Genomic DNA, 24268 nt, shown 5'->3' on the forward strand with positions numbered 1-24268 from the left:
ACGGATACGACCGGGCGAGCCCACTGGGGTGCATGTGCTGGACAACGACAAGGCGATCGACGACCGCAGAAGGGCCGTGCTCGCCTCGCTCGCCCCGGGGACGGCGCTGCGTGACGGCCTGGAGCGCATCCTGCGCGGCCACACCGGCGGTCTGATCGTCCTCGGGTACGACCGCACGGTCGAGGACATCTGCACCGGCGGGTTCACCCTCGACGTCGAGTTCTCCGCGACCCGCCTGCGCGAGCTCGCCAAGATGGACGGCGCCATCGTGCTGGACACGGCCCACCTCAGGATCGTTCGGGCCGCCGTGCACCTCGTGCCCGACCCGGCCGTCCCTACCGACGAGTCCGGCACCCGGCACCGTACGGCGCAGCGGGTGGCCAAGCAGACCTCGCTCCCGGTCATCGCGATCAGCAAGTCGATGCGGATCATCGCGCTCTACCTCGACGGCATCCGATACGTGCTGGAGGAGTCGGCCGCGATCCTGTCCAAGGCCAACCAGGCCCTGGCGACGCTCGAACGCTACAAGAAGCGGCTCGACGAGGTCTCCGGCAACCTGTCCGCTCTGGAGATCGAGGACCTCGTCACGGTCCGCGACGTGGCCGTCGTCGTGCAGCGTCTGGAGATGGTCCGCCGCATCGCCCGCGAGATCGAGGGATACGTCGTCGAGCTCGGCACCGACGGGCGGCTGCTGTCCCTGCAGCTCGACGAGCTGTTCGCGGGAGTGGAGACCGACCGCGTCCAGATCATCCGCGACTACGCGCCCGGCTCGCCCGGCGCGCGGCCGCACGGGGACGGCGACGCCATGCGCGAGCTGGACGAACTGTCCTCCAGCGATCTGCTCGACCTGTCGAAGGTGGCGCAGATCCTCGGCCACCACGGCGCCGACGCGCTCGACACGCCGGTGAGCCCGCGCGGGTTCCGGCTGCTCACCAAGGTTCCCCGCCTGCCCGGGGCGATCGTCGACCGGCTCGTGAGCCACTTCGGCGGCCTGCAGAAGCTGCTCGCGGCCACCACCGCCGACCTCCAGGCCGTCGGCGGCGTGGGCGAGACCCGGGCGCGCAGCGTCCGCGAGGGCCTGTCCCGGCTCGCCGAGTCGTCCATCCTCGAGCGCTACCTGTAGGTCACCTCAACGCAGGTGGAACACGATCTTGGGGCTCTTCAGCCGGCCCGCGTGCGCGGTCGCGACGTACGTCCCGACGTCGGCGGGCGACCGCTTGCCCGCGCACGTGCTGCCCGAGCGGTGGCGGTCCCACCGGATCGCGCGGACGTAGGGGATGCCGCGCTCCAGCAACTGCCTGTCCACACCGTCGCCCGCGACGCAGTCGGCCGTCGACCACACGCGCTCGCCACCCGACAGCACCCGCATCTCCAGCGTGCGCGGCCCGACGTCCACCGTGCATTCGACCTTGCCCGTGCTCACGACCGTCAGCAGGAAGGTCGGCGTGACCCCCTTGCCGTACACGTCCTGACCGGTCTGCAGCGCGAGCACGAGATCCTTCTCGTCGCATGGGTCACCGGGGCGCCGCGGCTTGCCGGGCGAGGGCGACGCGCCCGCGGAGGCCGACGGCGACGGCTGCCCCGGCACGGTGGCGGGATCTGCGGGCGTCTTCGGCGCCAGCCCGGCGGGCAGCGAGACGACCAGCCGGTCGGAGGGCGTCGTCTTGACGGCGGCGGCGGTCTCGTCCGACCGTCCGGAGGCGCTGCTGCACGCCCATGCCACGACCGCCACCACGACGAGCATCCCCGTGAGCACCGACACACGGCGGCGCCAGTAGACATCCGCCCCCTCGACGCCCACGTCACCACGGAAAGTGTCCGGATCCATACGGACAGTATGGAGAGCCCTGGCGGGTCCCGGGCAACGGCTCGCTGAACCTTGTCCTTTCCCAGGTCACAGCCTCGCCAGACCTTTGCGCAAGCAGGCCCCGCACGCGCGGCGGAGCGCCCCTCCGTCGGCTGGTCGCCGTCCGCGTCGCTTGTCCATGCGCTCGCATCCGGCCCGCTCGGTAGGGTCGGGGCTGTGTCCGCCTCCCTCCGTGAGCCCATCCTCGACTGGTACGCCGAGCACAACCGCGATCTGCCCTGGCGACGTCCCGACGCGACCCCATGGGGCATTCTGGTCAGCGAAATCATGCTTCAGCAGACGCCCGTCGCCCGGGTGCTGCCCATCTGGACCGAATGGATGGAGCGCTGGCCCACCCCCGAGGCGCTCGCGAAGGAGTCCCCCGGCGAGGCCGTACGTCACTGGGGGCGGCTCGGCTATCCGCGCAGGGCGCTCAACCTCCACGCGTGCGCCCGGGCCATCACGGACGCCCACGATGGCCGTGTGCCGTCCACCTACGACGAACTGCGGGCCCTGCCCGGAATCGGCGACTACACGGCGGCGGCCGTGGCCAGCTTCGCGTACGGCGGCAGCCACGCCGTGCTGGACACGAACGTGCGGCGGGTGCTGGCCAGAGCGGTGCGCGGCGAGGAGTACCCGCCGAAGGCCCCGACGGCGGGCGAGCGGCGGCTCGCGGAGTCACTGGTGCCGGCCGTGGGCGCGCCCCGCTGGGCCGTGGCCGTGATGGAGCTGGGCGCACTGGTGTGCACGGCGAGGGCGCCCCGCTGCGAGCGCTGCCCGATCGCCGCCCAGTGCGCCTGGCGGCTGGCGGGGCGTCCCGCCCACGAAGGCCCGGCGCGGCAGGGCCAGACGTACGCGGGGACCGACCGGCAGTGCCGCGGACGCCTGCTCGCCGTGCTCCGCGAGGCGCACGGGCCGGTCCCCAAGGAGGCGCTCGACGCCGTCTGGGCCGACCACGTGCAACGCGAGCGCGCACTGGACGGCCTCCTGGACGACGGCCTGGCCGAGGTCCTCCCCGACGGCACCTACCAGTTGCCCGCCTGACGCCGGCCGCCGGAAAGGCAGAGCACCACGTCCTGCTCGGCGCCCCCGAGGAGCCGGCGTCGCAGGGCGCCCCGGCAGCGCGGGCAGCGCGGGAGAAGCCCGCGGGAACGAGGGTGACCGGTCGGACAGTGCTTGTGTGTGGACATGTCACTGCGCGCCCGGATTCGTGACGGGGATGCCGAGGCGTTCGAGGCGCTCTTCGAGGAGATGGAACGGCCGGTGTTCAGCCACGCCTTCCGGTTGACCGGGAACTGGTCGGCCGCCGAGGACGTGCTGTCGCTGACCTTTCTCGAGGCGTGGCGGCTGCGGCATCGGATCGACGCCGACGGTGGGTCCCTGCGGCCATGGGTGCTCGGGATCGCGACCAACGTGGCGCGCAATCTGCGCCGGGCGGCGAGGCGGTACGACGACGCGCTGGCCAGGATGCCCAGAAGCCACCCCGTCCCCGACTTCAGCGACGAGATCATCGGCCGCATCGAGGCCGCCGAGCAGTTGGGCGCGATCCAGCGGGCATACGGCTCGCTGCGCCGCCAGGAGCAGGAGGTGTTCGCGCTCTGCGTGTGGTCGGGCCTCGACCACACCGAGGCGGCCCAGGCGCTGGGCGTCGCGGTCGGGACCGTCAGATCCCGCCTGTCCAGGGCGCGCAAGAAGCTGGAGAAACTCGCCGCGGAACGGCAACAGGCCTCCGGGTGGCGACAGGTAAAGGGTGACCACGACAGCGTGGTCCGGTCCGTACGGGAGGAGCGCCGATGAACAAGGGCGAGCGTGAAGCGCTGGCCGGGTTGCTGCCGTTCGAGGCGGAACCACGACTCCCGAACGGCCGGCGTCGCCTACTCAAGGAGTTCGTCATGTCGGAAATCCACAGGTCGGCCGGGCGCCCCCGGCGGCGCCCGCTGCGCCCCGCCCTCCTGGCCTCCGCGCTGGCCCTCGGGGTCGCGGCGGCCGTGGGCGTCCCGGCGCTTCTCGGCGGCGGGACACCCGCGTACGCCGTGTCGAGGAACGCTGACGGGACGCTCACCATCACCATCAACCAGGCGAAGGACCCCGAGCCGCTGGAGGCCACGCTCCGCGGCATGGGGGTGAACGCGGTCGTCGACTACATCCCCATGGGGAAGCGATGCTCGCCTCAACCCCGCAGCACGAGCTTCCTGTCCCGGCAGGAGGCACAGCACCCTGCCGACGGCAGGCCGTTGGTGATCTGGCCGCCCGATCAGCCGGGGTTCCGCATCGACCCGGCCGCGGTCAAGCCCGGGCAGACGGCGGTGCTGGAGCTCAGCGTCTCCGACGACGGAAGGACCGCCGGCATCTGGGCGAACATCTCCAACGGGCCCGTCGCGCCCTGCACACTCGTGGACAGCGACGAGGCGCCGCTCGGCCCCCCATCCGGCTGGGACGACTGACCGGCGTTTCGGCAGGCGCCGGGGCGGCGGCCTTCGACTGCCGCCCCCGCCCTGGCCCCCCGCCTCGGGCTCCCGTCAGGCGGCGAGCTTGAGGCCGAGCGCGGTGAGGTTGCGGCGGGTCCAGTCGAGCTCGTCGGCGAGCTTCGCCACCAGGGCGGCAGGACCCTTCGTCCTGGAGGAGGTCCCGTCGTGGGCCTCCACCTCGATGTGCGCGGTGCCGTTCACCGCTCCGGACAGGATCGCGGTGAGCGTGTCGGCGATCACCGGCTGGGTGCTGGGGATCTCCTGGCTGTGGTTGTGCACGTGGCTGAGCTTGACCACGGGCGCCCCGGCGAGGGCCAGCCCGCGCAGCGCCGCGTCGGGCTCCTCGGCGCCGCAGGACAGGTGGCAGGCGTCGAGGCAGACGCCGAGATGATCGGAGTCGATGTCGCAGACCCGTTCCAGAGCCTGCTCGGTGGTCTCCAGCACGCAGCCGGGCCAGGGCTCGAAGCCGACCCTGATCGTCTTGCCGGTGACGCTGTAGAGGCCGCGCAACTCACGCGACAGCCGCTCCAGCCGGCGGGAGGCGATGGAGTGCAGGTCGGCGGGCCAGTCGCGGCGCCAGCCGATCGGAATCGTGGAGATGCCGCCCGACTGCACGTCCTCGGGCAGCAGGAACGCGAGGATCTTCGCCAGCGCCATCGTGTAGCGGTAACGCTCGGGCTTGGCCCAGTCGGGCCCGGGGACCTCCTGGTTGCGCCCGCCGGTGCCGTTGAGGCTGACGCACTCCAGGCCGCGCTCCTCCAGCGATCGGCGCAGCCGTACGAGCTCGATGCGATCGGCGATGAGGTGGTCGGCCACGGCCGGGGCGAGCCACAGGCCGATGCCCAGCCGGTCGACACCCAGCTTCCTGCGCACCGGCACGGCGTAACGCGTCAGGTGGGCGATGAGGTTCTCCAGATCCTCGGCGGGGTGTACGCCCGCGTTGTAGGCCAGGTGAACCAGCGTCCCGTCCTCGTGCAACAGGCGCATCAGCTGCCTCCAAGGCTTGTGCACTCTCGGACCGCCATTTCGCCCACAGGGCGCGTCCCGACCGCATGGGACTCCGGTCCTTCTACCACCGGGATCTCTCCCGAGCGGACCGAGCTTCCCCCGTGCGCTCGGTCCTTCGCGTCCGCCCCGCAGCGGATTGTCCGGTACGCCGCGAGGATGACATGGCTGTCACACGCGCGCATGACATAGCGCGAGCAGACTCTACAAAGTGTAGTACTACGTTCGGTGGCGTGATACCGGTTCTCACCTATCGAGCCGGAAGGTGACCGCAACGTGACCCGGGGTACGGCGGAAACGCCGAGGGGCGCCCCTCACGGAGCGCCCCTCGGGTGGAACGGGTTATCGCAGAACGATCAGTGCTGGATCGGCTCCGCGATCGAGGCCGCCGAGTCCGGCACGGCGGGGCTCTTCGCCTCGCCCACGAAGGTGAACTTCGCGGCGTCGCCTTCGCCCTCGATGTCGATCTTGACGACCTGGCCGGGCCGCAGCTCGCCGTACAGGATCTTCTCCGACAGCGTGTCCTCCAGCTCCCGCTGGATCGTGCGCCGCAGCGGCCGGGCGCCCATCACCGGGTCGTACCCGCGGTCGGCCAGCAGCTGCTTGGCGGCCGGGGTCAGCTCCAGGCCCATGTCGCGGTCCTTCAGGCGCTCGGCCACCTGGGCGAGCATCAGGTCCACGATCTGGATGATCTCCTTGGGCGTCAGCTGGTGGAAGACCACGATGTCGTCGACGCGGTTGAGGAACTCCGGCCGGAAGTGCTGCTTGAGCTCCTCCTGCACCTTGGCCTTCATCCGGTCGTAGTTCGACTCGGTGTCGTTCGAGCGGGCGAACCCGACCCCGATGCCCTTGGAGATGTCGCGGGTGCCGAGGTTGGTCGTCATGATGATGACGGTGTTCTTGAAGTCCACCACGCGGCCCTGGGCGTCGGTCAGGCGACCGTCCTCCAGGATCTGCAGCAGCGAGTTGAAGATGTCGGGGTGGGCCTTTTCGATCTCGTCGAACAGGACCACGGAGAACGGCTTGCGCCGCACCTTCTCGGTCAGCTGGCCGCCCTCTTCGTACCCGACGTAACCGGGCGGGGAGCCGAACAGCCGCGAGACCGTGTGCTTCTCCATGAACTCCGACATGTCCAGCATGATCAGCGCGTCTTCGTCCCCGAACAGGAACTCCGCCAGCGCCTTGGACAGCTCGGTCTTACCGACGCCCGACGGACCGGCGAAGATGAACGACCCACCCGGACGGCGCGGGTCCTTCAGACCCGCCCTGGTCCGCCGGATCGACCGCGACAGGCCCTTGATCGCGTCGTCCTGACCGATGATCCGCTTGTGCAGCTCGTCTTCCATCCGGAGCAGCCGCTGCGACTCCTCCTCGGTCAGCTTGAACACCGGGATGCCGGTGGCGGTGGCCAGGACCTCGGCGATGAGCTCCTCGGTCACCTCGGCCACGACGTCCATGTCGCCGGCCTTCCACTCCTTCTCCCGCCGCTCCCGCTTGAGCTGCAGCTGCTTTTCCTGATCACGCAGCGCCGCGGCCTTCTCGAAGTCCTGCGCGTCGATCGCGGACTCCTTCTCCCGGCGCACGTTCGCGATCTTCTCGTCGTACTCGCGCAGGTCCGGCGGCGCCGTCATCCGGCGGATCCGCATCCGCGACCCCGCCTCGTCGATCAGGTCGATCGCCTTGTCCGGCAGGAACCGGTCGCTGATGTAGCGGTCGGCGAGGGTGGCGGCGGCGACGAGGGCCCCGTCGGTGATCGACACCCGGTGATGCGCCTCGTACCGGTCCCGCAGACCCTTGAGGATCTCGATCGTGTGCGACAGCGACGGCTCGGCCACCTGGATCGGCTGGAACCGCCGCTCCAGCGCCGCGTCCTTCTCCAGGTGCTTTCGGTACTCGTCGAGCGTGGTGGCGCCGATGGTCTGGAGCTCTCCACGGGCGAGCATCGGCTTGAGAATGCTGGCGGCGTCGATCGCGCCCTCCGCGGCGCCCGCGCCCACCAGCGTGTGCAGCTCGTCGATGAACAAGATGATGTCGCCGCGCGTACGGATCTCCTTGAGCACCTTCTTCAGGCGCTCTTCGAAGTCGCCGCGGTATCGCGAACCGGCCACCAGCGCACCCAGGTCCAGGGTGTACAGCTGCTTGTCCTTCAGCGTCTCGGGCACCTCACCCTTGACGATCTTCTGCGACAGGCCCTCCACCACGGCGGTCTTGCCCACACCGGGCTCACCCACCAGCACCGGGTTGTTCTTCGTCCGGCGGGACAACACCTGCATGACCCGCTCGATCTCCTTGTCCCGGCCGATCACCGGGTCGAGCTTGCCCTCCCGCGCGGCCTGGGTCAGATTGCGCCCGAACTGGTCCAGCACAAGCGAGGTCGACGGCGCCGACTCCTGCGGCCCGCCCGCCGCCGCCGGCTCCTTGCCCTGATACCCGTGCAGCAACTGGATGACCTGCTGACGCACCCTGTTCAGATCAGCGCCCAGCTTCACCAGCACCTGCGCCGCGACACCCTCACCCTCCCGGATCAACCCCAGAAGAATGTGCTCGGTGCCGATGTAGTTGTGCCCGAGCTGCAACGCCTCGCGCAGCGACAGCTCAAGAACCTTCTTGGCCCGCGGCGTGAAGGGGATGTGTCCCGACGGCGCCGACTGCCCCTGGCCGATGATCTCCTCGACCTGCTGGCGCACCCCCTCGAGACTGATCCCAAGACTCTCCAGAGCCTTGGCCGCCACACCCTCGCCCTCATGAATCAGACCAAGAAGAATGTGCTCAGTGCCGATGTAGTTGTGGTTGAGCATCCGAGCCTCTTCTTGGGCCAGGACGACAACCCGCCGCGCACGGTCGGTGAACCTCTCGAACATCTCGTCGCTCCTCACAGAGCGGTCAGGCGAGCACGGGAGATCCGGCCCGTCGTTCCGCATGGTAGCCCCGGCCCAGCGACCCGCTCCTTGGCAGAAGGGTTCCCCAAGCGAAGGGCGTTCATGCTCTATCCAACCCCCTGCCGGGGGTGACATGTTCCCGATACGCCGCAAGCGAACGAGGTTTTAAGGGAGCGCAAACACAATCGCGCGGTTATGCGATCGTCAGGTCCTCCGACGACCGCATAACCGCGCGATCAAGGGTGAAGTCAGGAAGCGTCCAGCAGATCTCGCCGTAGCGGGGATCGTCCAGGTGGATGCGTCTCGCAAGGCTGGAGGAGGAGCCAATAGCGGACCTATTGGCGATCTTCCCGGACCCGCGGAGTTTGCGCGCCCGGGAGTAATCCCCACGGGCAGGCGACAACGCGGCGAGACACCGCCTGGACGACCGATAGGCGGAAGATCTGAGGAACACCGCCTAGTGCGCGTCCTCGTACGCTTGGACGATCGAGGCGGCAATACGACCGCGCTCACTCACGGGGTGTCCGTGAGCCTTCGCCCAGGCGCGGATCTCCGCACTCTTCTCGCGGGTCATGGCTCGCTGCCCCCCGCCGCCCGCACCGCGACGACGCCCACGGGCCTGCCCGCTGTCCGCGCGCCGAGCGCTGCTGACGAAAGGCGACAGGGCGTCGCGAAGCCGCTTCGCGTTGCCGTCGCTCAGGTCAATCTCATATGACGTGCCGTCAATCGCGAAGGTGACCGTCTCATTGGCCTCGCCGCCATCGAGATCGTCGATGAGAATCACCTGCGTGTGCTTGGCCATCCGGCAATCCTTTCGCAGCCCATAGTTTGATTCGTCAGCCAAACATATACCCGGTTTCCCCTGGCTGACAATTCAAGATTGCGGATTCTCAGGAACCTCTGAGTCCGGTGACTTCTCGCGTGGCTCCCGTGTCGTGCCGAGGCCGGCCGCGTCGGAACGTACCAACTTTACGATGCCGTAGACGACCGCACCGGCGACGACCACGGAAGGTATCAAGGCGGACAATACCTCTGTCATTCTGCCTCGCTCGTGCCGGGGGTGCCATTGGGTGCACCCGACGAAATTCCGAGGACGTGGCAAGGCTGCCGGCCTCTAGCGTGGGCCGGGCGCCCCGATACGACCATAGCGCCGGGAGGGACCAGACGTGCCTTCCGGGGTGCCCCTGGAGGGCCGGGGTAATCCTCGTCTCTCCAGCGGCCTTACCGGATGCACTCGAAATCGTACCCAAAATGCCGACCCGGGCGGTCACCGATCCCCGCCGTCCCGCCCTTTCCTCCGACCGCGCACTTCCGGCGCGACGGCGGCAGGCCGGGCCGCGCATCCTCGGGTTCACGCAGGCCCATGCCGCAGCCGCAGGTGACCGGCTCGCCGACCAGGACGAACACGTACGGGCGGGCGAGCGCGAAGCGGCAAACAGGCCCTCTGGAAAAGGCCGGACGGGGGACGTACGACCGTTGTAGAGCCCGGTGAAACGAGGAGCCCGCGTCACGACAGCCGGATCTTCACAAGGGGCACGAGACCCTTCTCGTACGGCACGCACGCCTTGTGAGGATATACGCGCAAGCAGATCGCCATGGCCCGGAAGCCTCGTAAAAAGAGAGGACCGGCCGGTTCGATCAAGATCGACGAGCGGCGGCCTGAAGATCGAAAAAGGAGCGGGACACAATCACGCGGACGTCCCCGGCGGCCCGGCGTCCGAGTTTCGCCCGGCCAAACGATGCCCCGCATTCCACGGACGCCGCCTGCGCCGCGTAGAGCGGGCGGGCATCCGGGAGCACCATAAGGGCCCGTGCGGCTCCATACGGCCCCATAAGCGTCCCTGGCGGTTCCTTAAGCCGTCCGTGGGCGGATATGGCCCGGACGGGGGCGGGAAGGCGAACCTTAAGGATTGGCGCCGGGGGGCGGTCTCACGGTCATTGGGCACCTCTCGGGGACGGTGAACCCAAGCATGGCATGCCCGGGCGGCCCCGCATGGATTTTCCGTCACAGCCGGATGCCGGCGGCTGGAGGACGCCATAGCGATCGCATACAAAAACGGGGCCGATGGTCGGTTCCATCGGCCCCGTCCGCAGTCGTTACTTGACCTTGACCACCACGGTGCGGGCGACCTTGTCATGCAGCGCCTGGTGCAGCGGCTTGTCCCACAGCAGCCACAGCGCATTCACCAACGCGAAGACGCCCGCCAGATACTCGATGAGAGGAATCCAGCGCACCAACTGCGGCCCCCACATCACGCCGGCGCGCTTGGCGACGACGTCGGTGGGCAGGCCGCCGTCGAGAGTGCCGCCGATCGGGACGACCTTGATCCCCATCGCGATCTTTCCGAGCGTCTGCCCGCGCGAGCGCAGCATGAGGAACTCGTAGCCGACCATCACGAGCCCGCTCAGGATCGAGACGAGCAGTGTGGCGAGGAAGAGGCCGCTGGCCTCGGTGACGGCCCCGGTACTCAGGTTGATGCTGGCCGAGGAGTAGACGACCGCGAAGATCACACCGTTGAGGATCAGGAAGGGGATTCCCACGATGACGCCGTCGATCAGGCGGGCGACCAGGCGCTGCCACCACTCCGCGAGCGGAGCCGGGGCGCCGGGCGGAATCGGCCCCGCGGCCGCGTACGGGTGGCCGAAGCCGGGCTGGCCATAGCCCTGCTGGCCGTACTGCTGCCCGTAACCCTGCTGCGGATCCGGCTGCGCGTACTGCTGCTGGCCGTACCCCTGCTGGGCGTACTGCTGCTGCGCGTAGCCCTGCTGCTGGCCGTAACCGCTCTGGGACGACTGGCCGTACTGCTGCTGGGCCTGCTGGCTGTAGTCCTGCTGCTGGCTGTAGTCCTGCTGCTGGCCGTAACCGCCCTGGGACGACTGGCCGTACTGCTGCTGGGCCTGCTGGCCGTAGTCCTGCTGCTGGCCGTAGCCACCCTGGGACGACTGGCCGTACTGCTGCTGGCCCTGCTGGGCGCCGTAGCCCTGCTGACCGTAGTCCTGCTGGCCGTAACCGGGCTGCTGGCCGTAACCCTGCTGCTGGCTCTGCTGGGCGCCGTAGCCCTGCTGACCGTAGTCCTGCTGCTGACCGTAGTCCTGCTGCTGGCCGTAACCGGGCTGCTGGCCGTAACCGGGCTGCTGGCCGTAGCCCTGCTGCTGGCCCTGCTGGGCGCCGTAGCCCTGCTGACCGTACTGCTGCTGGCCGTACCCCTGCTGGGGGTACTGCTGCTGCCCGTAGCCCTGCTGCTGGCCGTAACCGCCCTGGGCGGGGTCATAGCCGGGCTGCTGCTGCGGGCCCGTCTGCCCGGGCTGGCGATAGCTGACGACCGTGACGTCGGGGTCGTAGTCCTGGGCGGGTCTGTCCGTGCCGTACCCGGGGCTCGATGACGGCGGTGGCGTTCCGTCCGACTCGTCCTGGGGGTACGGCGGCTGTCCGGTGCTCACCGTGTCACCTCGTTTCGAAGACGCATGCGCCGCACGTCTGTAGCACACGCTGATATTGCTAAAAGTAGCGACAGGTGTATCAACAGTCACCTTTGCAGGGGCCGACAATCGGCGTCAAAGATCACAAACCGGCGTTCATCAATGGCGATCGAGGTGCAGCAGCATTCGGGTGTTCCCCAGCGTGTTCGGCTTGACGTGCTCCAAGTCGAGGAACTCGGCGACGCCCTCGTCGTACGACGCGAGCAGTTCCGCGTACACCTCGGGGGAGACCGGGGTGCCCTGAATGGGCCTGAAACCGTGCCGGGCGAAGAACTCGACCGCGAAGGTGAGGCAGAAGACCCTCCGCACACCGAGGTCCCTGGCGGTCTCGATGAGCGCCGCGACGATTTGATGGCCGATTCCCCCGCGGCGCGCCGCGGGATCCACCGCCACGGTCCTGATCTCGGCCAGGTCCTCCCACAGCACGTGCAGCGCGCCGCAGCCGACGACCTGACCGCCGATCTCGGCCACCCAGAACTCCTGGACGTCCTCGTACAGCGTCACCGTGCTCTTCTTGAGCAGACGGGGACCGACTCCCGAGTACGCGTCGACAAGGCGCCGGATGGCCCGGACGTCGGGCGTCCTGGCCCGGCGCACCGTCACGGCGGTGGCGCCCTCTCCGGTGGGCGTCTGCGCGGCGACCTGCTCCATGAGCGGCCAGCCTAGCCGGACCACGGGCGATCCTCACCGTCGGCGTCCAGCGGCATCACGGATAACGGTCATACCCAAATGCCACACTCGACATGGGGCCTGACTGTACGTAGCCGCCAGGATACGGACGGACGACCCGCCCGCTCGGCGGCAGCAGTTCCGGTTCGTCCCATTTTTCCCGCGAGCCCCAGCAGCCAATACAAAGACTCAGATGCGCTCAAACCCAGGTGAACACGGACGTACCAGTGCCGAACTCGTGACCCGGTTGTGATCAATCGGTTGTCAAACGTAGACGGGTTTCGGAGTTCTGGTTGAGCAAGAACTCGCCGTGCACTATCGTCCTGCGACGATGCCGGTCATCGTGCACGCTCACGGCGGCCGGGCGCCGAGTCTTCGAAGCACCGCGTGCGGAGGGGAGCCGGGGACCCAACTGCAGGATCAGGATCGGTTCGATCTCAGATCGTCAAGGGGTGAATCCGTCAAGGTAGGGCTACTCCGGCCCGAACCCGTCAGCTAACCCGGTAGGCGCTCAGTAGCGCCCCGCCGAGCGGTCCCGTCCCGATGACGCGGGCCCGCCCCGGGGCGCATGTGGGAGAGGAGCTCGGTTGCGCATGCGTGGAGGACGGTCGGCGGGCAGGCACGCCCGCGGCCGACAGTCCGGATCCGGCACGGCCGGTCCGGGTGCAATCCGCCGGTTGGCGTTCGTCGGCGTCGCGCTCACCGCGATCACGTTCGGCGCCCCGGTGGTCCGCGCCACCGCCGACCCGAAGCCGAGCCTCAAGGAGCTCACGGAGCAGGTCGAGAGCCTCTACACCGAGATCGAGAGCCTCACCGAGCAGTACAACGGCGAGCGCGTGCGCCTGAAGGCGGCCGAGCGGTCCGCCGAGCTCGCCAAGAAGAACCTCGCCAAGAGCGAGGCCGAGCTGGAGGTCCGCCGGCAGAAGGCGAGCGCTCTCGCACAGCACTCCTACATGACCAACGGGCTCGGCGGCGCCCTCGCGCTCATCGGCGGCGACGGCGACCCCAGGGACTACCTGGACCAGGCCACCACGACGTACGCCCTGGAGCTGCAGGGAAGCCAGGAGGTCGCGGAGGTCACCAAGGCCATGGACGCCGCCGCGCGGGCCAGGCAGAGCGCCTCCGCCCGGCAGGCCGAGGTCAAGAAACTGCTCACCGGCCTCGACTCCCGGCGTGACAAGATCACTAAGTTGATCAAGAAGACCGAGAGCAGCCTCTACCGGCAGGTCTCCCGGACGGTCGGCAGCGAGACGCGCAGCAGGATGTCGTTCCCCATCGTGGGCGACGGCAAGGCGGCCCAGGCGGCGCGCTGGGCGCTCAGGCAGCAGCTCAAGCCGTACGTGTGGGGCGCCGAGGGGCCCGGCTCCTTCGACTGCTCGGGTCTGGTCATGGCGGCCTACCAGGCCGTCGGCGTCAGCCTGCCGCACTACACCGGCGACCAGTGGACGGCGGGCACGCACATCTCCCGTGACCAGCTTCGCCCCGGCGACCTGGTGTTCTTCTACTCCGACCTGCACCACGTGGGCATCTACATCGGCGGCGGCTACATGATCCACGCGCCGCGCACGGGAGACGTCATCCACATCGCGAGGATCGCCGGGCGGCCGTTCGCGGGAGCGGTGCGGGTCGCCGACTGAGTCGTCCCGAACCGAGGGCGTGGGGTGGAACCGGGTCGCCGACGGAGTCGTCCCGAAGCGAGGGCGTGGGGCGGAACGCGGTCAGATGAGACGGCGGCGTGCCGCCCAGGCGACGGCCTCGATCGCGGTCGCGACGCCGATCCGGTCGCAGATGCCCCGCAGCCGGCGCCGCACGGTGCGGCCGCTGACATCGAGACTGCGGCCCACGCGATCGGCTGTCACACCCTTGGCCAGCTCCGCGAGGAGAAGCAGGTCCTCTTCGGTGAGACCGGCACGGTCAAGGTCCGAGGCGGGATTGCCACCTCGGTAGACGACCTCGGGAACACCCATCGTCCGCCCTCCCCCACGACGATGATTCGTCGGCCCACCCTTCAGGGACGGTAAACGCCTGCCACGAAGGTCGTCAAGGTGCGGAGTCGGCCCGCCGGTCGTACGTCTCCCGGGCCGCCTCGACATCCTCCATGTGGACCTCGGCCCAGTTCTTGATCGCTTTCAGCAGCGGCATGAGACTTTCACCCAGGGGCGTGAGCCGGTAGTCGACCCGGACCGGCACCGCGGGAGTGACCGTGCGGGAGACGAGGCCGTCGCGTTCCATCGTCCGCAGCGTCTGCGTGAGCATCTTCTGGCTGACGCCCGCGATCGTCCTCGCCAGTTCGCTGAAGCGCCGCGGGCCGTCGGCGAGCGCGGTGAGCGCCAGGCTCACCCACTTGTCGCTGAGCGCGTCGAGCAGCTGCCGCGACGGGCAGGCCGCGACGTACGCGTTGTACCGCCGGCGCGCCTCTTCCCGCTGCTCGGCCGCCGTCTGCGTGGGCATGTCTTTCCTCCGCGTCACTTACGCACTTTTAGGTGCCTACTTACCAGAAGAGAGTAGGCCTCCCTACGCTCCTTGGCACACCGGAAGGAGGAACTCATGAGAGCACTGGTGGCACGGGACGGAACCGTGGGGATCGTCGACGCGGCCGAGCCGGAGCCGGGGCCGGGACAGGTGCGGATCAGGGTCGAGGCGGCCGCCGTGAACCCCGTCGACCTGCTCACGGCCGCGGGCACCCTCGCCGACAACGGGCTCATGCCGCATCTGGAGACGCACGCCCTGGGATGGGACGTGGCGGGCGTGGTCGACCGGGTCGGTCCGGGAGTGACGGGCGTGCAGCCCGGCGAGCGGGTCATCGGCTTGTCGGACCGCCTGACGGACCGGTTCAAGGCCCAGGCGGACCTGGTCGTCCTGGACGAGACGGCCGTCGCGCCCGCGCCCGCGGGAGTGGCCGCGCCGGAGGCGTCGACGCTGCCGCTGAACGCGCTGACCGCCGTCCAGGCGCTCGACGCCACCGGGCTCGCCCCGGGCGAGACCCTGGTCGTCACGGGAGCGGCCGGGGGCGTCGGCGGCTATCTCGTGGAGCTGGCCGTCGCACGGGGGATCAGGGTCGCCGGGGTCGCCGCGCCCGCCGACGAGGCACTGGTCCGGGACTTCGGCGCGGAGTGGTTCGTGCCGAGGGGCACCGATCTGGCCGCGGCCGTCAGGGCCGTCGTTCCGGGCGGCGCGCACGGCCTGGTGGACGCGGCGGTCGTCGGCCTGCCCGCGCTGGACGCCGTACGCAACGGGGGCGCGTTCGTCGCCGTGGGCGCCGGGCTGGCCCCCATCCCGTTGCGCGGCATCCGGGTCTCGACGGTGTTCGTCCGCGCCGACGCGGCCCAGCTCGGCCACGTCGCGAAGCTGGCCGAGGCGGGACGGCTGAGCATGCGGGTCGCGGGCACCTATCCGCTGGAGCAGGCCGCCGAGGCGCACGAACGCCTGCGGAAGGGCGGCCTGCGCGGCCGGCTCGTCCTGCTGCCCTGACCCGCCTGCCCCTGCTTGTCGCGCTTTGTCGCGACAAGCAGGTCGCGGGCCGGACGGCCATGCCGTCCGGCCCGCTCCCAGGAGGTCAGGCGCCGGGATCAGGCGCCGGGATCAGGCACGGCCGAGCAGCTCGCGCACCCGGTCGCGGCCCACGGCCAGCAGCAGCGTGGGCAGGCGCGGGCCGGTGTCACGGCCGACGAGCAGCCGGTAGAGCAGGGCGAAGAACTCGCGCTGGGCCGCCTTCAGCTCGGGCGTGGCCGCCTTGGCGTCCATGTCGAGCCCGGCCTGCACCTTCGGCACGCCGTACACGAGGGTGGTCAGCCCGTCGAGCGACCAGTGCTCGTCGAGGCCCTCGGCCAGCAGGCGCAGCGACTCCCGCTCCTGCTCGCCGAGCGTGTCGAGCAGTTCCTTGTCGGGCGTCTCGCGCACCTGGGTGCGCTCCTCCGCGGGCACGTAGGTGTTCACCCAGTGCTGGGCGCGGTCGAGCCGCGGCCGCAGCTCGTCCAGCCCGGCGATCTCCGGGTCGAACGCGCGCAGGATGCGCAGCGTCTGCTCCTCGTGCCCGGTGGCGATGTCCACGACGGAGGCGAGCGTCCGGTACGGCAGCCGCCGCGGCGTCTCGGGCAAGACCCGGGAGGCCGTGCTCGACGCCCGCCGGTAGGCCGCCTGGTCGGCCGGCAGCGCCGTGCCGTCCTGCACCTTCCTCGTCAGCGTGTCCCACTCGTCGTACATGCGCTGGATCTCCTGGTCGAAGGAGACCTTGAACGACTGGTTGGGACGGCGGCGCGCGTAGAGCCAGCGCAGCAGCGCGGGCTCCATGATCGACAGAGCGTCGGCCGGGGTCGGCACGCCGCCCTTGGAGCTGCTCATCTTGGCCATGCCGCTGATGCCGACGAAGGCGTACATCGGCCCGATCGGCTGCGGGGCGCCGAACACCTCGCGCACGATCTGGCCGCCGACCACGAACGACGAGCCCGGCGAGCTGTGGTCCACGCCCGACGGCTCGAAGACCACGCCCTCGAAGGCCCAGCGCATCGGCCAGTCGACCTTCCACACCAGCTTGCCGCGGGTGTGCTCGGACAGCAGCACGGTCTCACTGTGCCCGCACACGCAGGTGTAGGACATCGCGGTGGTCTCGTCGTCGTACGACGTGACCGTGGTCAGGTCGCGGTCGCAGGCCGAGCAGTAGGGCTTGTAGGGGTAGTAGCCCCCGGCGCCCGAACCGTCGTCCTCGCTCGCGGCCCCCGAGCCCTCGAGGGCGGCGGCCTCGTCGGCGTCGGTGACCTCCTTGGCCTTGGCCTTCTTGGTGCGGTACTGGTCGAGGATCGCGTCGATCCGCCGCCGCTCGCGCATGGCGAGCAGCACCTGCTCCCGGTACGCCCCGGAGGTGTACATCTGCGTCTGGCTGATGCCGTGGAACTCCACGCCGAGCTCGTTCAGCGCGGCGATCATCGGCGCCTTGAAGTGCTCGGCCCAGTTCGGGTACTCGCTGCCGGGCGGGGCCGGGACGGTGGTGAGCGGCTTGCCGATGTGCTCGTTCCACGCGGGGTCGATGCCCACCGGAACCTTGCGGAAGCGGTCGAAGTCGTCCCACGAGATGATGTGCACGCACTCGTGGCCACGCCGCCTGATCTCGTCGGCCACCAGGTGCGGGGTCATGACCTCGCGCAGGTTGCCCAGGTGGATCGGGCCGGACGGGCTGAGGCCGGACGCGCAGACGACGGGTTTGCCCGGTGCGCGCCGTTCAGCCTCGGCGATGACCTCATCGGCGAAACGCGCCACCCAGTCGGCGTCCATCACGTCAGTCCTCTCTGAACGGGATCCTGCCTTCTATGGTCCCGTACGCGAGGGAGTCGTCAGGACGCGTTACGGGCGTAGACCAGCCGCAGGCCGATCAGCGTGAGCCAGGGCTCGTGCACGTCGATCGTACGGGCCTCGCCGATGACCAGAGGCGCACCGGTGCCCGTGGCGACAACGGTGACGTCGTCGGGGTCGGAGGCCAGCTCGGCCGTCATGCGGTCCACGATGCCGTCGACCAGGCCCGCGAACCCGTAGATGATGCCCGACTGGAGCGCCTCAACGGTGTTCTTGGCGATCACCGACCGCGGCCGGACCAGCTCGACCTTGTGGAGCTGGGCCCCGGCCGTGGCCAGCGCGTCCACCGAGATCTCCAGGCCGGGCGCGGTCACCGCGCCGACGTACTCGCCCCGGGCCGAGACGGCGTCGAACGACGTGGCCGTGCCGAAGTCCACGATCACGCACGGCCCGCCGTACAGGGTGGTGGCGGCGAGCGCGTTCACGATGCGGTCGCTGCCGACCTCCTTGGGGTTGTCCATCCGGACCGGGACGCCGGTGCGGACGCCCGGCTCGACGACCACCGCGTTGACGTCGCCGTAGTAGCGCCGGGACATCTCCCGCATCTCGTTGAGCACCGACGGGACCGTGGAGCAGATCGCGATGCCGCTGATGTCGGCGTCCTTGAGCAGCGGCGACTGCCCGAGCAGGCCCTGGAGCACCACCGCGATCTCGTCCGCCGTGCGGCGGGGGTCGGTGGCGATCCTCCAGTGTTCGATCACCTCTTCACCCTCGAACAGGCCCAGCACCGTGTGGGTGTTGCTGACGTCGATGGTGAGCAGCATTCCCTGATTATGCATCACGAAGATCTAGACCAAGGTCGAGTGCCGGGGCCGAGTGCGTGAGCGCGCCGACGGCCAGGTAGTCGACCCCGGTCTCGGCGACCGCGCGGGCCGCGTCCAGGGTCAGCCCGCCGCTCGACTCCAGCCGCGCGCGCCCCGCCACCAGCCGTACGGCCTCGGCGAGCTGGTCCACGGTGAAGTTGTCGAGCAGGATCTCGTCGGCGCCCTCGGCCAGGACCGGCTCGATCTGGTCGATCCTGTCCACCTCGACCTCGATGGGCAGACCGGGGAAGGCCTGCCGTACGGCGCGGAACGCCTCGGCGACGCCTCCGGCGGCGACGACGTGGTTGTCCTTGATCAGGGCGGCGTCGTGCAGGCCCATCCGGTGGTTGACCCCTCCGCCGGCCCGGACGGCGTACTTCTCCAGGGCGCGCAGCCCGGGGAGGGTCTTGCGGCTGTCGCGGACGCGGGCGCCGGTGCCCTCGACGGCGTCCACCCAGCGGCGGGTCTGGGTGGCGACGCCGGACAGGTGGGTGAGGAAGTTGAGCGCGGTGCGCTCCATCGTCAGCAGGTCCCTGGTGGCGCCCCGCACGGTCATCACCACGTCGCCGGGGCGCACCCGGTCGCCGTCGGCCGCGTGCCGCTCGACCTCGACCTCACCGGCGGCCTGGCGGAAGACGGCCTCGGCCACGGCCAGTCCGGCGACCACGCCCTCCTTGCGGGCCACCACGTCGGCGACGGCCCGCTGGCCGGCCGGGATGGTGGCGGCCGAGGTCACGTCCTGTCCTCCGGCCAGGTCCTCCTCGAGCGCGGCGCGGACGAGACCGAGCACGGCGTCCGGGTCGAGCCCGGCCTTGTCCAGTTCCGTCCGGAGCTCCTCGTGAGGCGTGTACGTCAAGGTCAGTCCCTCCGCGGTCAGAGTGATGTCGATGTGCGCCCGCCAGCGTGCGTCGTCGCGGTCGGGGTGGTCCTCCCGCCAGTGCGAGCCGCGGGTCTCCTCGCGTACGGCCGCCGCGGCGACCAGCGCGGAGGCCACTGTGAGGAGGTTGGTCGCCTCCCACGACTCGGTGCAGGGCTCGACCGCGACCGGCGTCCAGCGGGCGTCGGAGAGCGCGCGGGCGACCTCCGCGAGGCTGCGGTCGCTGCGCAGCACCCCCGCGCCCCGGCTCATGTGGCCCTGGATCCTCGGCCGCGTACGCGGGTCCACCAGGCCCTCGGGCCGGTCGTCCCGCACGGGCTCGCGCGGGGTGAACTTCTTCGCGGCCAGATCGGCGGCGATGCGCTCGCCGTAGACGAGCCCTTCGAGGAGGGAGTTGGAGGCCAGCCGGTTGGCGCCGTGGACGCCCGTGCAGGCCGCCTCTCCGCAGGCGTACAGGCCGGGCACGCTGGTCCTGCCGTACAGGTCGGTGCGCACGCCGCCGCTCGCGTAGTGGGCGGCGGGAGCGACGGGGATGGGCTCGGTGACGGGGTCGATGCCGTGTTCGCGGCAGACGGCGAGGATCGTGGGGAACCTGGCCCGCCACTTCTCCTCGCCGAAGTGGGTGGCGTCGAGGTGGACGTGGTCGGCGCCGGTCCGCGCCATCTGGCGCATGATCGCCTTGGCGACCACGTCGCGGGGCGCGAGGTCGGCCAGCTCGTGCACGTCCCGCATGAAGCGCTCGCCGTTCGCGTCGATCAGCACCGCGCCCTCGCCGCGTACGGCCTCGGAGACGAGGGGCTGCTGGCCGGTCGAGCCCTCCCCCAGCCACAGGACCGTCGGGTGGAACTGCACGAACTCGATGTCCCTGACGACCGCGCCCGCCCGCAGGGCCAGCGCGACGCCGTCCCCGGTGGACACGACCGGGTTGGTGGTGGCCGCGTAGACCTGGCCCATGCCGCCGCTGGCCAGCACCACGGCCCCGGCCCGTACGGCGCCGACGCCGTCGCGGGCGCCCTCGCCCATCACGTGGAGCGTGACGCCGCAGGCGTGGCCCTCGGCGTCGAGGAGGAGGTCGAGGGCGAGGGCGTGCTCGATGACCTCGATCCGGGGCTCGGCCAGCACGGCCTCGGCCAGGGCCCGCTGCACCTCGGCGCCGGTCGCGTCGCCGCCCGCGTGGACGATGCGGTTGCGGCGGTGGCCGCCCTCGCGGGTGAGCTGCAGCTCGCCGTCGGTGCCGCGGTCGAACTCGGCGCCGTGGCTCATCAGGCGCTTCAGCGCGTCGGGCCCCTCGGTGACCAGGACGCGTACGGCCTCCTCGTCGCACAGGCCGACCCCGGCGACGAGCGTGTCCCTCAGGTGCTCGTCGGGGGTGTCCTCGGGGTCGAGGACGGCGGCGATGCCGCCCTGGGCCCAGCGGGTCGACCCGGCCGACAGCACGTCCTTGGTGACCACGAGCACCCGCGCCCGGGGGTCGAGTTCGACGTGGCGCAGCGCCACGGTGAGGCCGGCGATGCCGGACCCGATCACGACCGCGTCGGCCTCGACGGTCCAGCCGGGTGCGGGGGCGGTGAGTCTGCGTGCGAGCGCCACCATGAGGGGATCCCCTTTCGTCATAATGACGATAACGCTCCCCCGGCGATGGTGACGCCCCGCCCCCTCCTACGAGGGGCACGCCGCGGGATCGGCGCAGAGCTGGGCGGCCAGAGTGGCGTAGGCCCATTCCTCCCACCGGTCCGGCGACCAGCCGCGGTCCTGCACGAAGAGCAGGTACAGCTCCGGACTTAGCAGGCAGAACAGCAGGTCCGCCGCCATCTCGACGGAGACGCCGGGGCGTACGCCGGGCTTGCCCGCCAGCGCCTGGGCCGCCGCGCGCTGCACGGTGTAGCGCGGGTCGGGACCGTCGGGCCACTGCGCGGCGATCTGCGGGTCGGTGGCCGCGGCGGACGCGATCAGCGGCATGATCGGGGCGACCCGGCCGAGGATCTCGCCGGTGCCGCGAACGTGGGAGCGCAGCTGGCCGGCCGCGGTTGGCGCGGCGCACGCGGCCCGGAACCATTCACGGTCCATGGTGGCCACCGGCTCGGTGTCGCCGGCGATGGACGTGTCGACGACGTCCTTGAACAGCGTGCGCTTGTTGCCGAAGACGAAGTAGACCGTCTGGACGGCCACGCCCGCCCGGTCGGCGACCTCCTGCAGGCTCGTCGCCCCGTAGCCCTGCGCGACGAACAGCTCCCGCGCCGCCTGGATGACCTTCTCCCGGGTGCGGCGCGAGCGCTCCGCCCGTTTGTCAGCCCGTTTTTCCGGCCGCTTGACGGTGTCCATGGCGCGAGTATATCTCTAGAGTCAGTTACTAGAGTTTGACTCTAAAAACATGGAGGGGTCATGGAAAGGCCGAACACGGGCGTGGACGCGGATCAGGAGGAGGCCGTGCGCCGAGCGCTGGAGGAGTACTACCGGTCCGGCAAGCCGCCGTGGGACACCGGTGTGACGCCGCCCGAGCTGGTCGCCCTGATCGAGGGGCACGGCAAGGGACGCGCAGAAGGGGACGGCGAGGGACGCGCGGAGGGGCACGGCGAGGGGCGTGCGCTGCCACCCGGCCGGGCTCTGGAGCTCGGTTGCGGCACCGGAACCAACGCCGTCTATCTGGCCCGGCACGGCTGGGAGGTCGCGGCCGTCGACCTGGTCGAGCGCGCGATCGAGCAGGCCCGGGAGAAGGCCGATGCGGCGGGAGCGGCCGTACGGCTGCTGCACGGAGACGCCACCCGGCTCGACGAGCTGGACGCGCCCGGCCCCTACGACCTGTTCTTCGACCTGAGCTGCTTCTGCGGCATCCCGCCGCACCGCCGCGACGCCTACGCCGCCGGGCTCACCCGTCGCGCCGCTCCCGGCGCACGGCTGCTGATGTTCGGATACGGCCCCGGAACGCTCGGCGACACGTTCGCAGGCGTCACCGCCGACGAGCTGCGCGCCAGGTTCGCCGGCTGGGAGCTGGTGGACGTCACGCCCGGGACGAACCCGTTCCCCACCTTCTGGTTCACCCTGCGGGCCGGGGGAGCCTGAGCCGGCAAGCCTGAGCCGGGAAGCCTGAGCCGGGCCCGGCGGCCCGCGAGGCCCCGGCCGCGCTCTCGCCCGCCGCACCCGGCCCGCGCTCCTACAACGTCAGGACCATGTTGTCGATGAGACGGGTGGTGCCGACCTTCGCGGCCACGGCCAGGATGGCCTCGCCGCGGTGGTCGTCGCCGACCGGCGCGAACGTCGCGGGATCGGCCAGGATCAGATAGTCGAGCAGCAGCGGCGGGTCGAAGCGGGCCGCCTCCTCCAGCACGGCCCGCGCGGCGTCGAGGATTCCGGCCGGTCCCGTTGTCCCGGCCCGCGCGGCGCCCGACCGCAGCGCCCGCGACAGCGCGAGCGCGGTGCGGCGGTCGGCCTCGGACAGGTACCTGTTGCGGCTCGACAGCGCCAGGCCGTCGGCCTCCCGCACGGTCGGGGCGCCGACGATCGACACCGGGACGTCGAGGTCGGCCACCATCCGCCGGATCAGTGCGAGCTGCTGTGCGTCCTTCTGCCCGAAGACCGCGACGTCCGGCTGCACCAGGTTGAACAGCTTCAGGACCACGGTCAGCACGCCGTCGAAGTGGCCGGGCCGGAAGGCGCCCTCGACCACCCCGCCCATGCCGCCCGCCGAGACCTCCACCTGGCGGTCCGGCAGGTACATGTCCTCCGCCGAGGGCGCGAAGACCACGCGCACGCCCTCCTCCTCGCACGCCCGGAGGTCGGCGTCGAACGTACGGGGATAGCGGGAGAAGTCCTCGCCGGGGCCGAACTGCAGGGGATTGACGAACACGCTCACGACCACGTGATCGGCGTGCTCGCGCGCCAGCCGCACCAGCGACCGGTGGCCCTCGTGGAGCGCCCCCATCGTGGGGACCAGAGCGATCCTCCCGGGGCCGAGCGCGTCCTTCGCCTTGACGAGGCCGGCACGGTCGGCGGCGACGGTCAGGTCCATATGTTTCCTCCCAGGGCGTCCAGCAGGCGTTCGGCCGTCTCCGGCTTGAGCAGCCCCGCCGCGAGCGCCCGGTCCGCGGTGAGCCTCGCGAGGGCGACGTACGCGTCCGCGGCCTCGGGGGCGGCCAGGATGAGCGCGTCGACGTGCTTGCGCACGGTGCCCGCGTCGCCGCGTACGACGGGTCCGGTGAGCCCGCTGATGCCGAGGCGCAGCACGTTGTCGAGTGCCGCGCCCAGCAGCGGGCCGAGCATCCGGCCCGGATGCTCCACGCCGATCTTCGCGAGCAGTTCCTGCGACTCGGCCACGAGCGTCACCATGTGGTTCGCGGCGCCGGCCAGGGCGGCGTGGTAGAGCGGCCGGTCCTGGTCGGCGATCCAGACCGGCTCGCCGCCCATCTCGATCACCAGCGCCTCGGCGACCGGCCGCAGCGTGTCCGGCGCGGTGACACCGAACGAGCAGCCGTTGAGCCGGGTCAGGTCGTCGCTCCTGCCGGTGAACGTCATCACCGGGTGCAGCGCGAGCGGCAGCGCCCCCGCCTCGGCCGCGGGGTCGAGCACGCCCAGGCCGTACGCGCCGCTGGCGTGCACGAGCAGCTTGCCGCGCAGGTCGGCGCCGGTGGCGGCGAGCCCGGACACGAGGCCGGGCAGCACGTCGTCCGGCACGGTCAGCAGCACGAGCTCGGACCGGGCGATGACCTCGTCCGGCCTGCTGAGCGTCAGGCCGAGACGGTCGGCGGCCCGCCGCGCCGACGCGTCGGACACGCCGCTGGCGGCCACCACCCGATGACCCGCGAGCATGAGCGCGGCTCCGAGCACGGAACCGACGCGTCCCGCGCCGAGCACTCCCACGGCGAGCCGCGCCGGGCGGTCACTTGTGTCCATGACGCCTC

The 24268-nt window shown here is 70.7% G+C and carries 21 protein-coding genes and 1 riboswitch; of the genes, 7 read left to right on the forward strand and 14 right to left on the reverse strand.

Translation table 11 applies throughout. The features are described from left to right. Positions 1-34 precede the first annotated feature (34 nt). A complete protein-coding gene (gene disA / locus ACQPZZ_RS38380; protein ID WP_432927244.1) occupies positions 35-1123 on the forward strand; it encodes a DNA integrity scanning diadenylate cyclase DisA in 1089 nt (362 codons plus the stop codon). A 6-nt stretch (positions 1124-1129) separates the two neighbouring features. Here the strand turns inward: disA and ACQPZZ_RS38385 are convergent, their stop codons facing one another. Beyond that, positions 1130-1828: a hypothetical protein gene (locus ACQPZZ_RS38385; RefSeq protein WP_363642113.1), complete on the reverse strand. Its 699-nt coding sequence runs from the start codon at positions 1826-1828 to the stop codon at positions 1130-1132. Positions 1829-2023: 195 nt separating this feature from the next. Between ACQPZZ_RS38385 and ACQPZZ_RS38390 the strand changes: the two genes are divergently transcribed. The 3 genes from ACQPZZ_RS38390 (at position 2024) to ACQPZZ_RS38400 (ending at position 4290) form a co-directional block, all read left to right on the forward strand. Beyond that, on the forward strand, positions 2024-2890 hold the full coding sequence (locus ACQPZZ_RS38390; protein WP_432927247.1) for an A/G-specific adenine glycosylase: 867 nt from the start codon (positions 2024-2026) through the stop codon (positions 2888-2890). A 144-nt stretch (positions 2891-3034) separates the two neighbouring features. Beyond that, positions 3035-3643, forward strand: coding sequence for an RNA polymerase sigma factor (locus tag ACQPZZ_RS38395; protein WP_432934684.1), 609 nt, complete (start codon positions 3035-3037; stop codon positions 3641-3643). After that, positions 3640-4290 carry a hypothetical protein gene (locus tag ACQPZZ_RS38400; protein WP_432927248.1) on the forward strand — a complete coding sequence of 217 codons (651 nt, stop codon included), beginning with the start codon at positions 3640-3642 and terminating at the stop codon, positions 4288-4290. Before ACQPZZ_RS38395 ends, ACQPZZ_RS38400 begins: the two co-directional genes overlap by 4 nt. 75 nt (positions 4291-4365) lie before the next feature. Here the strand turns inward: ACQPZZ_RS38400 and ACQPZZ_RS38405 are convergent, their stop codons facing one another. The 5 genes from ACQPZZ_RS38405 to ACQPZZ_RS38425 all read right to left on the reverse strand — a co-directional run bounded on the left by ACQPZZ_RS38405 (position 4366) and on the right by ACQPZZ_RS38425 (position 12329). Next, complete coding sequence (locus ACQPZZ_RS38405; protein ID WP_363642107.1) at positions 4366-5301, reverse strand: TIM barrel protein; 936 nt, start codon at positions 5299-5301, stop codon at positions 4366-4368. Between the two features lie 374 nt (positions 5302-5675). Beyond that, a complete protein-coding gene (locus ACQPZZ_RS38410) occupies positions 5676-8180 on the reverse strand; it encodes an ATP-dependent Clp protease ATP-binding subunit (RefSeq protein WP_432927251.1) in 2505 nt (834 codons plus the stop codon). 475 nt (positions 8181-8655) lie between these two features. Beyond that, positions 8656-9000 carry a histone-like nucleoid-structuring protein Lsr2 gene (locus ACQPZZ_RS38415; RefSeq protein ID WP_363645306.1) on the reverse strand — a complete coding sequence of 115 codons (345 nt, stop codon included), beginning with the start codon at positions 8998-9000 and terminating at the stop codon, positions 8656-8658. Positions 9001-10295: 1295 nt separating this feature from the next. Next, positions 10296-11639 (reverse strand): RDD family protein, encoded by a 1344-nt coding sequence (locus ACQPZZ_RS38420; protein WP_432927253.1) that lies wholly within the window; start codon positions 11637-11639, stop codon positions 10296-10298. Between the two features lie 138 nt (positions 11640-11777). Continuing rightward, positions 11778-12329, reverse strand: a complete 552-nt coding sequence (locus ACQPZZ_RS38425; protein ID WP_363645310.1) for an amino-acid N-acetyltransferase — start codon at positions 12327-12329, stop codon at positions 11778-11780. A 389-nt stretch (positions 12330-12718) separates the two neighbouring features. Continuing rightward, positions 12719-12872: riboswitch (cyclic di-AMP (ydaO/yuaA leader) on the forward strand. 152 nt (positions 12873-13024) lie between these two features. Between ACQPZZ_RS38425 and ACQPZZ_RS38430 the strand changes: the two genes are divergently transcribed. Then, positions 13025-13984 carry an NlpC/P60 family protein gene (locus ACQPZZ_RS38430; RefSeq protein WP_432927256.1) on the forward strand — a complete coding sequence of 320 codons (960 nt, stop codon included), beginning with the start codon at positions 13025-13027 and terminating at the stop codon, positions 13982-13984. An 81-nt stretch (positions 13985-14065) separates the two neighbouring features. Here ACQPZZ_RS38430 and ACQPZZ_RS38435 read toward each other — a convergent pair whose 3' ends face one another. Beyond that, entirely contained in the window at positions 14066-14314 is a 249-nt protein-coding gene (locus ACQPZZ_RS38435) for a LuxR C-terminal-related transcriptional regulator (protein ID WP_363645314.1), read from the reverse strand. 73 nt (positions 14315-14387) lie between these two features. Further along, a complete protein-coding gene (locus ACQPZZ_RS38440; protein WP_363645316.1) occupies positions 14388-14798 on the reverse strand; it encodes a winged helix-turn-helix transcriptional regulator in 411 nt (136 codons plus the stop codon). Between the two features lie 96 nt (positions 14799-14894). On the opposite strand from ACQPZZ_RS38440, the gene ACQPZZ_RS38445 reads away from it, so the two are divergent. Further along, positions 14895-15818 carry an NADP-dependent oxidoreductase gene (locus ACQPZZ_RS38445; RefSeq protein ID WP_432927259.1) on the forward strand — a complete coding sequence of 308 codons (924 nt, stop codon included), beginning with the start codon at positions 14895-14897 and terminating at the stop codon, positions 15816-15818. A 111-nt stretch (positions 15819-15929) separates the two neighbouring features. Here ACQPZZ_RS38445 and lysS read toward each other — a convergent pair whose 3' ends face one another. The 4 genes from lysS to ACQPZZ_RS38465 form a co-directional block, all read right to left on the reverse strand. After that, positions 15930-17615 (reverse strand): lysine--tRNA ligase, encoded by a 1686-nt coding sequence (gene lysS, locus ACQPZZ_RS38450; protein ID WP_432927261.1) that lies wholly within the window; start codon positions 17613-17615, stop codon positions 15930-15932. 59 nt (positions 17616-17674) lie between these two features. Continuing rightward, positions 17675-18457, reverse strand: coding sequence for a type III pantothenate kinase (locus ACQPZZ_RS38455; protein ID WP_363645322.1), 783 nt, complete (start codon positions 18455-18457; stop codon positions 17675-17677). A 7-nt stretch (positions 18458-18464) separates the two neighbouring features. Continuing rightward, positions 18465-20966 carry an L-aspartate oxidase gene (locus tag ACQPZZ_RS38460; RefSeq protein ID WP_432927263.1) on the reverse strand — a complete coding sequence of 834 codons (2502 nt, stop codon included), beginning with the start codon at positions 20964-20966 and terminating at the stop codon, positions 18465-18467. A gap of 66 nt (positions 20967-21032) precedes the next feature. Next, positions 21033-21695 carry a TetR/AcrR family transcriptional regulator gene (locus tag ACQPZZ_RS38465; RefSeq protein WP_432927265.1) on the reverse strand — a complete coding sequence of 221 codons (663 nt, stop codon included), beginning with the start codon at positions 21693-21695 and terminating at the stop codon, positions 21033-21035. Between the two features lie 60 nt (positions 21696-21755). On the opposite strand from ACQPZZ_RS38465, the gene ACQPZZ_RS38470 reads away from it, so the two are divergent. After that, positions 21756-22433, forward strand: a complete 678-nt coding sequence (locus ACQPZZ_RS38470; RefSeq protein ID WP_432927267.1) for a class I SAM-dependent methyltransferase — start codon at positions 21756-21758, stop codon at positions 22431-22433. A 91-nt stretch (positions 22434-22524) separates the two neighbouring features. On the opposite strand, the gene panC is transcribed toward ACQPZZ_RS38470, so the two are convergent. Both panC and ACQPZZ_RS38480 read right to left on the reverse strand, forming a co-directional pair. Next, positions 22525-23379 (reverse strand): pantoate--beta-alanine ligase, encoded by an 855-nt coding sequence (gene panC, locus ACQPZZ_RS38475; protein ID WP_432927269.1) that lies wholly within the window; start codon positions 23377-23379, stop codon positions 22525-22527. Continuing rightward, the gene (locus ACQPZZ_RS38480; protein WP_363645332.1) at positions 23370-24260 is read right to left on the reverse strand and encodes a Rossmann-like and DUF2520 domain-containing protein; all 891 of its coding nucleotides are present in this window, start codon (positions 24258-24260) and stop codon (positions 23370-23372) included. Before ACQPZZ_RS38480 ends, panC begins: the two co-directional genes overlap by 10 nt. Positions 24261-24268 lie beyond the last annotated feature (8 nt).

It is taken from the genome of Microbispora sp. CA-135349 (assembly GCF_050947365.1).
In the GTDB taxonomy this organism is placed as follows: Bacteria; Actinomycetota; Actinomycetes; order Streptosporangiales; family Streptosporangiaceae; genus Microbispora.

Bases quoted from the DNA above. Each gene is read 5' to 3' on its own strand.
- ACQPZZ_RS38385 (WP_363642113.1), bottom strand. From the start codon at position 1,828: ATGGATCCGGACACTTTCCGTGGTGACGTGGGCGTCGAGGGGGCGGAT.
- ACQPZZ_RS38395 (WP_432934684.1), top strand. From the start codon at position 3,035: ATGTCACTGCGCGCCCGGATTCGTGACGGGGATGCCGAGGCGTTCGAG.
- ACQPZZ_RS38400 (WP_432927248.1), top strand. From the start codon at position 3,640: ATGAACAAGGGCGAGCGTGAAGCGCTGGCCGGGTTGCTGCCGTTCGAG.
- ACQPZZ_RS38405 (WP_363642107.1), bottom strand. From the start codon at position 5,301: ATGCGCCTGTTGCACGAGGACGGGACGCTGGTTCACCTGGCCTACAAC.
- ACQPZZ_RS38410 (WP_432927251.1), bottom strand. From the start codon at position 8,180: ATGTTCGAGAGGTTCACCGACCGTGCGCGGCGGGTTGTCGTCCTGGCC.
- ACQPZZ_RS38415 (WP_363645306.1), bottom strand. From the start codon at position 9,000: ATGGCCAAGCACACGCAGGTGATTCTCATCGACGATCTCGATGGCGGC.
- ACQPZZ_RS38425 (WP_363645310.1), bottom strand. From the start codon at position 12,329: ATGGAGCAGGTCGCCGCGCAGACGCCCACCGGAGAGGGCGCCACCGCC.
- ACQPZZ_RS38435 (WP_363645314.1), bottom strand. From the start codon at position 14,314: ATGGGTGTTCCCGAGGTCGTCTACCGAGGTGGCAATCCCGCCTCGGAC.
- ACQPZZ_RS38440 (WP_363645316.1), bottom strand. From the start codon at position 14,798: ATGCCCACGCAGACGGCGGCCGAGCAGCGGGAAGAGGCGCGCCGGCGG.
- ACQPZZ_RS38445 (WP_432927259.1), top strand. From the start codon at position 14,895: ATGAGAGCACTGGTGGCACGGGACGGAACCGTGGGGATCGTCGACGCG.
- lysS (WP_432927261.1), bottom strand. From the start codon at position 17,615: ATGGACGCCGACTGGGTGGCGCGTTTCGCCGATGAGGTCATCGCCGAG.
- ACQPZZ_RS38455 (WP_363645322.1), bottom strand. From the start codon at position 18,457: ATGCTGCTCACCATCGACGTCAGCAACACCCACACGGTGCTGGGCCTG.
- ACQPZZ_RS38460 (WP_432927263.1), bottom strand. From the start codon at position 20,966: ATGGTGGCGCTCGCACGCAGACTCACCGCCCCCGCACCCGGCTGGACC.
- ACQPZZ_RS38465 (WP_432927265.1), bottom strand. From the start codon at position 21,695: ATGGACACCGTCAAGCGGCCGGAAAAACGGGCTGACAAACGGGCGGAG.
- ACQPZZ_RS38470 (WP_432927267.1), top strand. From the start codon at position 21,756: ATGGAAAGGCCGAACACGGGCGTGGACGCGGATCAGGAGGAGGCCGTG.
- panC (WP_432927269.1), bottom strand. From the start codon at position 23,379: ATGGACCTGACCGTCGCCGCCGACCGTGCCGGCCTCGTCAAGGCGAAG.
- ACQPZZ_RS38480 (WP_363645332.1), bottom strand. From the start codon at position 24,260: ATGGACACAAGTGACCGCCCGGCGCGGCTCGCCGTGGGAGTGCTCGGC.